Here is a 12,037-nt window from a genome sequence, read left to right on the forward strand (position 1 = left end):
CAAAAGGTAATCGAACCACGGTTAACCAATGCCTGATTGTATTGCTTCCAATTGCTGATTTTGTACTTGGCTTTGCTCATCATCTGAGACCGGTTTTGAGGCGTTGATGATCTGATCGCCGCTAGAGTGATAAGTTCAATGATTTAGGAAACAACGCCCGTCATCGGTACTTAAGTCGCCGTTGCGTATTTGCTCAGCAACAAGTGGATTTTCTGCGAAGAAGTTGAAAATACTGCTAATAGCAGCAGCAATGGTGCCAACTTCGCCAGCGGTCCAATTGCGTAAAATGCTGACAATTTCCTCTTCGTGAAGGTAGCGTGTTTTGTCATTCACTGTGACTGTTTCATTCATTAAGCGGTATGTATTGTCGCCTTTGGTTGAGCCTGATTGTCTGCGAACGTCGAGCTGTTCATGAATCAATGCTTCAAACTCATCTGCCTTTTGCTTTAACGTTGCTCTATCGTTATTCACAATGGCCTGCTGGTTTGCTTCAAGCCATTCGCCTAGTGTTCCTGTTAGCGATTCTGGCCAACCGAGAAAGGCGCACTGAATATGTAATGCAAAAGGCTTTGCGATTTTACTGACCACATCCAATGCCGTATTCGGTGTAATTCTGCTAATAATAGCCTGAGCAATTTGCCGACAAGTGGGTTCAAAATCCCGTAAGTGATCAGCCTTAAAGTACGGCTCAATCACTTCTCGAAAAATACCATGCTCTGGCGGATCCATGCCGTTTGGAACCGACAAGTGGGAGCCTGCTGCATTGCTGAACGTTTCATGATCTTCGATAACCGAGCGGACATCGCTATGCGTTAGTACCGCATGACCTAACATCTCGCTTTGGGCAACAGGACACTTTTGCCTAAGCTCATCAAGTGACGCAATTTGATCCTGCTGTTCGGAAGGCTCCCAATGACAATTTTTCATACAATCTCCTGATTAATCGTACAAGGCAATCTGGCCTCTTCATATTAAACCACTTTGGAGTAGCGATTTTGACCGTGATTTAGGTACTCATCGAAACAGGCACAAATGCTGCGTACCCAGAGGCGGCCTATTTCTGTGACGCGGAGTTTTTTGTCGGATACGTCGACCAAGCCGTCTTCAATAAACGGTTTCAATAGCGGTATGGCTTCAGCAAAGTGTGCCCAGAAATCGTCGATATTCCACTCGGCTTTAAAAATTTCTATATCGATCTCAAAGTGGCATATGACTTGTGAAATAAGTGCTGCCCGCACTTTGTCTTCGTCGTTCAATGCCATGCCTTTAACAATGGGCTTTTGTCCGTCATCTATTATTTTGTAGTAAGCTGGTAGCTCTTTTTCATGCTGCCATAGCACACCATTAACCTGGCTAATAGAGGACACGCCCAAGCCTAGTAATGCGTCCTGACCGTCTGTGGTGTAACCCTGGAAGTTACGCTGTAAGCGACCTTCGCGTTGGGCAATGGCTAAGCCGTCGTCTTTTTTAGCAAAGTGATCCATGCCAATAAACTGATAGCCCGCGTCGTTGAGCTGAGTAATGGCTTGTTCGAGCAAGCTTAACTTAACTGACGGCTGTGGAATGGACTCTTCCGATATTTTCTTCTGCCCAGCGAAGCGCTGTGGTAAATGCGCGTAGCTAAATACGGAAATACGATCGGGGCTCATTTCAATGACCTGCTCTATCGACTTCTTAAAGGTTTCCGGGCGCTGGTACGGCAGGCCATAAATTAAGTCGAGGTTAATTGAGTCAAAGCCCAGTTCTTTGCTGAGTTTTAACTGATGTGCAATAAGATCGACATCCTGCACGCGGTTAATGGCAATTTGTACTTTCTTATCAAAGTCCTGTACGCCATAACTGACACGGTTAAATCCAAGATCACGCAGGTGATACAGTTTCTCATCGCTGCAACTGCGCGGATCTATCTCAATGCTCACCTCTGGGTTTTCGGCAAAGGTAAAATGTTGATGAATCGAGCTCATCAGTCGTGTCAGTTGTTTCTCGGTCAAAAAGGTAGGCGTTCCCCCGCCTAAGTGAATTTGACGAATTTTCTTGTTTTTAACTAATGGCTGATACATCGCCATTTCTTGTGCGAGGTAGTCTAAGTATTTGTCTGCTTTATGCTGGTGGCGGGTAATAATCTTGTTACAGCCACAGTAATAGCAGAGTTTATGACAAAATGGTAAGTGTAGATATAAGCACAGTTCATCGCCGTTCGTCTTCAGTGCATTGGCGATGCGATCTTGAGAAAACTGTTCAGACAACATTAATGCCGTCGGATATGATGTGTATCTGGGGCCGTTAATATTGTATTTTTCGATTAACTTCTTATCCCAAATGATCGTGCTCATAACTACCTATTGACGTGCTTCAAAATAGCTTAACTAATTGAGAGGTATTGTTTCACTTTTCTCTTTGTAAATAAAATCACTAAAACGATCACCGATTAAATAAATAACCTTTGGTAGCTTTTGGTGTACCTCGATAGTGTCTAAAAAATTTTTGAGATGTAACCCTAATTCGGTATTTCCTTTTACCATTAATTTTCGGTTGAAAAATAACGTATCAGGGTCAACCTTGTTGTAGATCAATAAAATAAGCGCATCACCGGTTGCTGATAGCGTTACGTCAGGCTCCTGAGGCCCTCTGAGTGCTTTTATTTTTTCGTTTTTAAGAGTAAAAAACATAGAAAAATCAATGTCTTTAACATGAATCTCAATGATCCTTTCAGCGATAAAACTAAGCTCTCCTTTTATTTTCTCCTCTTTAAATAACTGGTTTAAAACCTTTTCTATGCTGAAGTTTACAATTGGATCTGGGATTGAATTTTTAATTGGCTGGATTATTTTAGGTATGGCATCTACCCATTTTTTGGTACTCATGATTCGCTCCTCGTGAAATAACAAAAAAGATGTTATCAATACTATAATGAATAAACAAATTGCGCACCACAAAACAACTAAATAGAGGTTTGAATGGAATTGCTTTGCCCGGCTGGAAGTATTCCGGCATTAAAAGCGGCTATCGAAAATGGAGCCGATGCGGTTTACGTTGGTTTGAAAGATGAAACCAACGCGAGACACTTTGTGGGCCTTAATTTGGACCAACTGAAGCTGTCAGAAGCGGCTGATTATGTGCATCGGCACGGTAAAAAGCTGCATGTTGCTATCAACACGTTCGCGCATGCCAACAGCTGGGAGAAGTGGCGCCAGGCGGTCGATGATGCCGTTCTGGCTGGTGCAGACGTACTGATTATTGCCGATCTGGCTGTGTTGGCTTATGCCGCCGAACGCTACCCGAAAGTAGAAACGCACTTATCGGTGCAGGCGTCGGCGACCAATGCCGAGGCAATTCGTTTTTATCAACAATACGGTGTGAAACGAGTGGTACTGCCTCGTGTACTATCGATGCAGCAAGTCCGTGCACTTGCGCGAACAACGGACGTTGAACTCGAAGTTTTTGCGTTCGGAAGTTTGTGCATTATGGCGGAAGGGCGCTGCTACCTAAGCTCATACCTGACCGGCGAGTCGCCCAATACCGTGGGTGCCTGCTCGCCTGCTGCTTTTGTTGAGTGGGACGAGCAAGACAACAAACTGGAGTCACGGTTAAACGGCGTGCTGATAGACCGTTTTGCTGAAAACGAAAAAGCGGGCTATCCGACGCTCTGTAAAGGACGCTTCTCCGTCGACGACGAGGTCTATAATGTTCTGGAAGAGCCCACGAGTTTGAACACCTTGAGCCTACTACCGCAGTTACACAAAGAGGGCATTACCTCACTCAAAATAGAAGGCCGTCAGCGCAGTCCTGCCTATGTCTCACAAATTACCCGAGTCTGGCGCCAGGCTATTGATGCCGTAATGGCCGACCCTGATGGTTTTGAGGTTGTTGACAATTGGAACTCGGTTCTTGCATCGCTCTCAGAGGGTAGTCAAACCACGCTCGGTGCGTATCATCGGAAATGGAAGTAATGATATGAAATTTTCTCTAGGGCCGATTCTTTACTTTTGGCCAAAAAAACAAGTCATGGATTTTTACCGCGAAGCCGCTGACTCTAACGTCGAGCATGTGTATTTGGGTGAAACCGTGTGTAGTAAACGCCGCGAGCTTAAGCTTGACGATTACCTTGAAATTGCACACATGCTCAGGGAAGCCGGTAAGAAAGTGACGCTATCAACTATGACGTTGCTGGAAGCCCCGGCCGAGTTGCGGGAGCTTGGTAAATATTGTGACAACGGCGAATTTGAGGTCGAAGCCAACGATGTCAGCGCTATTAGTCTGTTACAGGAGCAAGGACTGAACTTCACTGCTGGGCCGGCCATTAACATCTACAATCACCAAAGCCTGCGTCGTTTAATTGATATGGGCATGAACCGTTGGGTAGCACCTTTTGAGCTGTCGCGTGACTGGTTGCAGGATATTTTGCAGCAAAAGGTCATTGAAAGCGTGCGTGACTGCTTCGATGTTGAGGTATTCTCGTTTGGACATATGCCGCTTGCCTGGTCGGGTCGCTGTTTTACTGCGCGATCTGAAAACCGCCCGAAAGATCAGTGTGAGCTGTGCTGCATCAAGTACCCCGAAGGGCGTGAAGTGAAAAGCCAGGAAGGACAGCAAGTGTTTGTACTTAACGGCATTCAAACCCAATCGGGGACTCGTTATAACCTGATAAACCAACTTCCGAGTATGCAGGGGTTAGTGGATATCGTCCGTATTAGTCCGCAACCACAAGGTACTTTTGACTGGCTAGATCGTTTCCGTAACAATGTTGATGGCGATCATCCCGTAAAATTGAGCAGCAAAGAAAGTAACGGCTATTGGTTACAGCTTGCCGGGTTAGTGACGGCATAAATACACGGAATTAAGAGACAAAAGGGCAATTATGTCAGACGATATCGCACGTATTGGTGTTATTACGGTCAGCGACCGCGCCAGTCGGGGTCAATATGAGGATGTCTCAGGTCCGGCTATTGAAGAGACATTAAATGACTACTTAACGTCTTCGTGGCAGCTGGTGTATCGGGTAATTGAAGATGAACAATCGCTGATTGAACAGACCATAAAAGACTTAGTCGACAAAGAAGGCTGTTGTCTGGTGGTGACCACCGGTGGTACTGGCCCGGCTAAACGCGATGTCACTCCCGAGGCAACTGAGGCAGTTTGCGACCGCATGATGCCGGGCTTTGGGGAGCTGATGCGACAAGAGTCGTTAAAGTACGTACCAACCGCCATTCTCTCTCGCCAAACTGCGGGTTTACGCGGCTCATCGCTAATTATCAACTTACCTGGTAAGCCAAAAGCCATTCGTCAGTGCTTAGACGCGGTATTTCCGGCAGTGCCTTATTGCATTGACCTTATGGAAGGCCCTTATTTGGAGTGTAACGAAACGGTGATTAAACCCTTCCGTCCTAAAAAATAAGAGCTACAGTGATTTCTGGTGTATTAGCCAAAAAGAATGCGGTGTGAGTTGTTGATTGGTATCACCAGATCAACAACCTCAGCTTTTTAGAGAAGGTTTTAGCCGCAGACATATCGGCGATGATTGATAAATGAACACTCATGTTCTCGCCTTGGGTTGCCATAAGCAAGCCAAGTTGAGTATCGGTCAGATTAAAGTCTTCCTTAATCTGAATGCCGATAATTGAAAAGATGGTCCAAACCGCAAAACAAAGTGTAAATGCCAGTGTTGATAACACCAGCGCGTAATTGCGTTGACCACCTGTTGCTGACAGGGGTTGGTTCATCGAAGACCTCCAGTTAGATCCGTTTAAGTCAGATACCTAAACTTTACTGTGAAGTTCGATAAAATTCTTTAGTATCAAATAGCTACAAGTATTAGGCGTAAGTTAAAGCCACCCCAAAGTAGGCATGACAAAATCAAGACAGAACAGTTGTTTTTCAGCAGTTAACTACCCCTTTAGAGGTAGTTTAACGAGTATGAGAAACGGCCAAATCAACTGAGGGGTACTAATTTATTTTCGGCGTTAGAACGCTATTTTTTTACGTTTAAAACATATATTATAAATACATCTTTAAAGTGTTCAGGTGACTATGATGCAGATCACAAACCGAGAGAAAGAAGATCAAATAACGCCGATACTCAGACAAGCATTTCGTCCTCTGTTCTTGCTAGGCGCACTATTCAGTGCTGTGGCAATTCTGCTTTGGGGCTTTGCGCTGGCGGGGAAGGTGAGCTTGCCGGTGTACGGAAATATTATGTTCTGGCACAGCCATGAAATGATTTTCGGTTTTGTAGTTGCCATTGTGCTGGGCTTTTTGCTCACTGCAGTGCAGAACTGGACGGGACTGCGCGCGCCGCATGGTAATACCTTGCTAGTAGTGACGGTGCTATGGAGTGCGGCACGATTATTATTGTTGTTTGGTGAAAACTTGCCGTGGTGGCTTGTGGCGGCGGTGGATGTCAGTGTTCTGCCTGTTGCTGCATTCTTGTTTGGCATAATGGTGCTAAAAATTAACCAAACCAGAAACCTGTTTTTTGTCCCCATTCTGCTGTTATTAACGGTGTGTAATCTATTGATGCACTACGGGTTGCATTTTGGTCATTACAACATCCAAGTACTGGGAGCTTATAATGCTGTATTCCTAGTGACATTGCTAATGGCCATTATCGGCGGGCGTGTTCTGCCAATGTTTACGGCCAACGGCACCATGACAAAGAAAGTTCAGGCATTGCCCTGGCTGGATAAAATGGCACTGGGCAGCTTATGGCTGATATTTGCGGTGCACTTTTTTAACCTGCATACGCTGTTGCCGAGCCAGGTAATGGTTGTGTTGTTCGCCTTTTGTGCCATAACAACAGCTGTTCGTGTAGCGCGTTGGAAAATTTGGATAACCTGGCGGGTGCCGCTGTTGTGGTCGCTGCATATTGCTTACTGGTTCATACCAATTGGTTTAGCGCTCTTTGCGCTACGCTATGCCGGTATTGAAATTACGCAAAGCCTGGCTATGCATGCATTGACGGCTGGCGCTATGGGTAACATGATTTTAAGCATGATAGCCCGGGTGTCGTTAGGGCATAGCGGGCGCCCGCTTCAGCCAAAACCTATTATGTGGGGGGCGTTTTTACTGGTGGTTATTGCGGCAGTAACGCGTGTTTTCCTTATCTGGTTTATGTCGGAACTGACCAGCCAGTGGTTAATGCTGAGCACGTTAGCCTGGGCCATTGCGTACAGCATTTACGTGGTCGTCTACTTCAAAGTGCTCACCACGCCACGAGCAGATGGTAACCCGGGTTAAGCTTCAGAGCAGTGGGGGCAAGTAGGGTGTTTTTGCAAATTCATCCGTTGCCAGTCACTGTGCAGTGCGTCAAACAGTAACAATGATGAATAAAGCGGCTGACCGATGTTGGCCGCTATTTTTATGGCTTCTACGGCTTGCATCGTGCCAATAACCCCCACCAGTGGCGACAACACGCCGGCTTCGGTGCAGCTGAGTTGCTACTCTCCAAAGAATTGACTCAGACAGCCGTAACACGCGCTGTCATTTTGCATGGAAAAGCTTGCTACTTGCCCTTCAAAGCGAATGGCAGAGCCGGACACCAAAGGCGTTTTGTGTTGCAGACAGGTTTTATTCACAGCGTTGCGTGTTTCCAAATTGTCACAGCAATCGACAACCAGGGTCGCAGCGCTGACTAATGGTTGCAGCGTGTCTTCATCAACTCGCGTATTAACCGTTTGAATACGGGTTTCGCCATTAAGCTCCTGCAACCGGCGCTTAGCGGCTTCGACTTTTGGTTCACCGACGCTTTGCTCTGAAAATAACACCTGCCGCTGAAGGTTGTGACGGTCAATGGTATCGTCATCGATCAATGTCAGCTCGCCAATACCGGCCGCTGTTAAATAAGGAGCTACAGCACAGCCAAGTCCACCCATGCCGATAATCAGAATGTGACTGTTAAGTAACTTCTCCTGACCATCTATATCCATTGCCGGCAGCGCAATATGACGGTTGTAGCGCATCATTTGTTCCGTTGACAGTGTCTTATTCATAATGACTCCTCTGGCGGTACAGGCACGGACTCAGGGCGACTGGCTAGCCAGGTACCCACAGTGACCAATACCACCCCGATGGTTATTTTCAGCCAAACGGGCACTTGCGGTACAAACAGCCATAAAATGACGTAACCACCGGCCATCATCACCAGTGCAATGACTTTAGAGCGGCGCTTCACTACTCGGTTATCGCGCCAGGCCCGAATATCTGGTCCGTATTTTGGATGGTTGACCAACCAGGTTTCTAGGCGGGGCCAGCCTTTACTGGCCGCCCATAACGCGGCAATAAGAAACGGTACGGTGGGCATAACCGGCAGGGCAATACCAATAAGCCCCAGTAAAACAAAGAATGCGACCAAAGAGCGCCATAGTATTTTCATTAAAAGCGCTCGGGTCATTACTTCATTCCTAATCGGGCGGCCATTTTATGTAAATTACTGGAGTCGAGCTTGAGCTCTTTAGCAGCTTTACTCCAACTGTCATCGTTACGCTCAAGCGCGGCTTCTATCATTTTGCGCTGTGTGTATTGTACCGCTTCTTTCATCGACAAACTCTGTGCCGGTAAATTTGCGTCACTGCTTTGAGCGCTTGAGTCTGCTACTGAAGGCAACTGTACGTCCAGGTCGAGCATTTCGGGCTCAATACTGGCGATATCATTTTTGTCGATACCATGGCTTAAGAGTTTAATGGCGGCCCGACTAATGACGTGCTCAAGTTCACGCACGTTACCAGGCCACTGATACTGTTGAATAGCCAACTCAGCCTCAGGCGACAAGCGAATAGCGCGCAAGCCTAGCCGAGCCCTGTTCAGCTCTAAAAAATGACCGGCCAGAATGGAAACATCGTCATCACGTTCACGTAGTGGTGGTATCGGCAGTGGATACACGGACAGGCGATGGTACAAGTCGGCACGGAAGGTTTCGTTACTGACTTGCTGTTTCAGGTTTCGATTGGTCGCGGCAATAATACGCACATCCACTTTGCGGTATTTGTCGGAGCCGAGGCGTTGAATTTCACCGTTTTGCAGTACGCGTAGCAATTTAGCCTGTATGGAAAGCGGTAACTCGCCGACTTCATCTAAAAACAGGGTGCCGCCATTAGCTGCATCGAAACGCCCGGATCGATCACTGGTTGCGCCCGAGAAAGCGCCTTTTACGTGACCAAAGAGTTCACTTTCCGCTAAGGACTCGGGTAATGCGGCGCAGTTTACGTATATCAGCGGCTTGTCGCTGCGTTGCGACAGTCGGTGTAATTCCCGCGCGAAAAGTTCTTTACCGACCCCGGTTTCGCCCAATAGCAACACGGGCAAGTCCGCACCCGCGACAACCCGAAGCTCCTTTAATACCGCATGAATGGCTTTGCTTTCACCAATAATTTCTGACTCATTGGCGTCGGTGGTACTGCTGTGTTCGACCGAATGTTTTTGCCCTTGGCGTAGTGCGCGAACGTTCTGCTCTAACTGGCCAATGCGAATGGCGGTTTCTACAAATAAGCTAAATTTTTGTAATTCAATAATGGAATCGTCAGTGAATGTCCCAGGCTCTAACGCGTCGAGTGTCAGTACGCCCCAGCATTTGCTTTCCAAATACAAACTAATGCCCATGCAGTCATGTACGGGCAATGCGTCGCCCGGTTGGTCAGCCAGTAAACCGTCGTAGGGGTCAGGCAGGGCTGAGTCATGCTCGAAACGGACGGCTGAGCGAGACGACAGCAAAGTCGCTAGACGTGGATGTTGCGCCAACACAAAGCGACGGCCCAAAGCTTCGCGCACAAGTCCCTGTACGGCAATGGGTTGCAGCACTTCGTTATCAAGCTTCAACAGAGCGACTGCACCACAGTTAAAATGGCGTCGCAACGTGCTGACGAGGTTCTGCAACCGCACAGCGGCAGGTTGCTCTGTTAATAAGTCGGCTAAAACACTTTCTTGTAGCATAGTTAAATCCACTATATTGGTAAAAACTACCCTAATTGTTAGGGTTGATACTACCGTGGGGTTTCTGAATGTCAATAATTACAATTGGATAGAAGTTGGCGCACTTGTTGCACTGTTACTTAGGAATTCATGTTTCATCCGGGAGTAGTTCCTGGAGTTGCGGATTAAGTTAAGGAGTTTAGCATGAGTGATTTACAGCAAAGGTTGGCGGATAGCGAAGCCAAATGGCAACAAGCAACAGCGCAGGAATTAATCGAGCACATTTATTTACGTTTCCATCAACGCCATCGTGAGCAATTACCAGAACTTAAGCAACTGGCAATGAAAGTGGAAGACGTGCATGGTGACCACGAACTCGCACCACGCGGTTTAGCGGAGCATCTGGACGCTATGTTGCAGGAATTGGAAAGTCATATGATGAAAGAAGAACAAATTCTTTTCCCAATGCTGTCGCGCGGTGTGTATCCAAGTGGTCCTATTTCTGTTATGGAAGAAGAACACGTGCAGCACGAAGCCGAGTTGGTGAAAATTAATCGGTTAACCAACAATCTGACACTACCGGAAGGCGCATGTGGTACTTGGACAGCTCTGTACAATGGTTTAAAAGAGTTACAGGATGATTTGCACGAGCATATTCACCTGGAGAACAACATACTTTTTACTGAAAAACAGGCAGCAGCGTCAGAGCACGGTAAAAACTTCTGTTGTGGTTCGTGTCAGTAACTAATCTGAAGTGACAAGGGTCGAATGCAAATGCGAATATTCTGTATTTGATCCTGTTTTAAGCTATTTTAGCGCTTTCATTAGAGAAGGTGTTTAGGGATGTATTCTTGAATCTCGTACCATCCTCTCGACCTCGAAATAACCGCGCATAATGAGGAAAAAAGTAGGCCGAATAGCGGGTAGGTTATCTTGGCACTCTAGCGATTATCATCAACGGCGCTGAAGTAGTCTTTACATGTATCGATGTCCACGGTATCCATCCCGAACTATTTTAGAATCGGCCTATATGATCACAGCCAAAGGTGCTCGTCAAACCGATCCTTTTTGGTTAAAAAACGTTCGCGATCTCGCCCTGCTAGGTAGTCTAACGCCTAATCATTGATGAGATGGCTAATATAGATGGAAGGCGTTTGTCAATTAGTAGGTTGTTTATTGTCGTTTTTTCTGGCGAACAACTAACATTAGACCTAATATGCAGTTACACACTTTAAAAGCGCTGTCTCATTTTTAATAATGGATTGAAAGAGGTCGGTTTTATTGCTGCCTCCTTCACTTTGCGTCACGGTGGGCGTGAGGTAGGGTGTTGCAAAAAGGTTGAATGGACGTCATCGCACGGGAACCACAATGAAAAAAACGAACTATTACGCACTGAAACTGGCGTTTATCTATTTCTTTTTTGCGACTTTGTGGATCCTTTTTTCCGATCGCGTGGTGACTGCGTTGGCAACGAATCTAGAGATGCATGAATTAGCACAAGCATTTAAAGGGCATTTCTTTGTGGTGGTGACATCGATTATGCTCTGGAACCTGGCAAGAAGGAATAACCTAGCGTTAGAGCGAGCGAGTGACATTGATAGTGTCACAGGGTTGCACAGCCCGTCAGTGTTTATGCGTCATGTGGATACCTTGCTCGCCCCACGGGAGCAACAAACCTCGTATGTTTTGGTGATTATCGACATTGATGCGTTTACATCACTCACTAACAAACTTGGGTTTGAACGTACCAATCACCTGTTGTCTGACATGGCTCATGCCATTGAGATATCAACGCTACTCGATAAACTCACCTCGCGTGTCCATGCAGACCGCTTTGCCTGCCTTGTAGCGTTAGACGGTGCCAGCGATATGGCACTTTATATTGATAGGTTGCACCGTGAATGTCATCGTCATTTGCAACGATACGAGGCGTTGTTTCCTAAATCATTGAACTTATCACTCTAGCGGCGATCAGATCATCAACGCCTCAAAACCGGTCTCAGATGATGAGCAAAGCCAAGTATAAAATCAGCAATTGGAAGCAATACAATCAAGCACTGATTAATCGTGGTTCGATTACCTTTTGGGTTGATGACGCCGCTATCCAGACTTGGAACTGCAAAGAGCATCATGGAAA

12 protein-coding genes and 3 pseudogenes are annotated in these 12,037 nt (G+C 46.5%); 7 read left to right on the forward strand and 8 right to left on the reverse strand.

The window, feature by feature from the left end:
- Positions 1-135: 135 nt before the first annotated feature.
- From BGK46_RS11070 to ubiT, 3 genes are read right to left on the reverse strand one after another with little or no spacing between them, the layout of a single operon-like run.
- Positions 136-927, reverse strand: coding sequence for a cytochrome P450 (locus BGK46_RS11070; protein ID WP_069363077.1), 792 nt, complete (start codon positions 925-927; stop codon positions 136-138).
- Positions 928-971: 44 nt separating this feature from the next.
- Positions 972-2,333: an oxygen-independent coproporphyrinogen III oxidase gene (gene hemN / locus BGK46_RS11075; protein ID WP_069363076.1), complete on the reverse strand. Its 1,362-nt coding sequence runs from the start codon at positions 2,331-2,333 to the stop codon at positions 972-974.
- Between the two features lie 33 nt (positions 2,334-2,366).
- Positions 2,367-2,864: a ubiquinone anaerobic biosynthesis accessory factor UbiT gene (ubiT, locus tag BGK46_RS11080; RefSeq protein ID WP_069363075.1), complete on the reverse strand. Its 498-nt coding sequence runs from the start codon at positions 2,862-2,864 to the stop codon at positions 2,367-2,369.
- A gap of 93 nt (positions 2,865-2,957) precedes the next feature.
- Between ubiT and ubiU the strand changes: the two genes are divergently transcribed.
- From ubiU to mog, 3 genes are read left to right on the forward strand one after another with little or no spacing between them, the layout of a single operon-like run.
- A complete protein-coding gene (ubiU, locus tag BGK46_RS11085) occupies positions 2,958-3,950 on the forward strand; it encodes a ubiquinone anaerobic biosynthesis protein UbiU (protein ID WP_069589322.1) in 993 nt (330 codons plus the stop codon).
- A gap of 4 nt (positions 3,951-3,954) precedes the next feature.
- Complete coding sequence (locus BGK46_RS11090; RefSeq protein ID WP_069363073.1) at positions 3,955-4,827, forward strand: U32 family peptidase; 873 nt, start codon at positions 3,955-3,957, stop codon at positions 4,825-4,827.
- Between the two features lie 31 nt (positions 4,828-4,858).
- Complete coding sequence (gene mog / locus BGK46_RS11095; RefSeq protein ID WP_069363072.1) at positions 4,859-5,395, forward strand: molybdopterin adenylyltransferase; 537 nt, start codon at positions 4,859-4,861, stop codon at positions 5,393-5,395.
- Positions 5,396-5,456: 61 nt separating this feature from the next.
- Here mog and BGK46_RS17750 read toward each other — a convergent pair whose 3' ends face one another.
- The gene (locus tag BGK46_RS17750) at positions 5,457-5,720 is read right to left on the reverse strand and encodes a hypothetical protein (protein WP_069589323.1); all 264 of its coding nucleotides are present in this window, start codon (positions 5,718-5,720) and stop codon (positions 5,457-5,459) included.
- A gap of 307 nt (positions 5,721-6,027) precedes the next feature.
- Here BGK46_RS17750 and BGK46_RS11105 point away from each other — a divergent pair, with 307 nt between their 5' ends.
- The gene (locus BGK46_RS11105) at positions 6,028-7,233 is read left to right on the forward strand and encodes an NnrS family protein (RefSeq protein WP_217492734.1); all 1,206 of its coding nucleotides are present in this window, start codon (positions 6,028-6,030) and stop codon (positions 7,231-7,233) included.
- On the opposite strand, the pseudogene moeB reads toward BGK46_RS11105, so the two are convergent.
- From moeB to norR, 3 genes and pseudogenes are all read right to left on the reverse strand, one after another.
- Positions 7,230-7,985 (reverse strand): annotated as a pseudogene (gene moeB, locus BGK46_RS11110) (molybdopterin-synthase adenylyltransferase MoeB). The gene BGK46_RS11105 and the pseudogene moeB sit on opposite strands and share 4 nt — an antisense overlap.
- Entirely contained in the window at positions 7,982-8,386 is a 405-nt protein-coding gene (locus BGK46_RS11115) for a YbaN family protein (protein ID WP_069363069.1), read from the reverse strand. The pseudogene moeB and the gene BGK46_RS11115 overlap by 4 nt, the downstream one beginning before the upstream one ends.
- A complete protein-coding gene (gene norR / locus BGK46_RS11120) occupies positions 8,386-9,921 on the reverse strand; it encodes a nitric oxide reductase transcriptional regulator NorR (RefSeq protein WP_069363068.1) in 1,536 nt (511 codons plus the stop codon). Before norR ends, BGK46_RS11115 begins: the two co-directional genes overlap by 1 nt.
- A gap of 183 nt (positions 9,922-10,104) precedes the next feature.
- On the opposite strand from norR, the gene BGK46_RS11125 reads away from it, so the two are divergent.
- Positions 10,105-10,644, forward strand: a complete 540-nt coding sequence (locus tag BGK46_RS11125; RefSeq protein ID WP_069363067.1) for a hemerythrin domain-containing protein — start codon at positions 10,105-10,107, stop codon at positions 10,642-10,644.
- 89 nt (positions 10,645-10,733) lie between these two features.
- On the opposite strand, the pseudogene BGK46_RS17900 reads toward BGK46_RS11125, so the two are convergent.
- Positions 10,734-10,904, reverse strand: a pseudogene (locus BGK46_RS17900) (transposase family protein); the annotation flags it as partial.
- A gap of 364 nt (positions 10,905-11,268) precedes the next feature.
- Between BGK46_RS17900 and BGK46_RS11130 the strand changes: the two are divergent.
- A complete protein-coding gene (locus BGK46_RS11130; RefSeq protein WP_069589324.1) occupies positions 11,269-11,865 on the forward strand; it encodes a GGDEF domain-containing protein in 597 nt (198 codons plus the stop codon).
- A gap of 41 nt (positions 11,866-11,906) precedes the next feature.
- Positions 11,907-12,037, forward strand: a pseudogene (locus BGK46_RS17450) (IS5/IS1182 family transposase); the annotation flags it as partial.

The organism is Salinivibrio sp. SS2 (genome assembly GCF_001722075.1).
Classification (GTDB): Bacteria; Pseudomonadota; Gammaproteobacteria; order Enterobacterales; family Vibrionaceae; genus Salinivibrio; species Salinivibrio proteolyticus.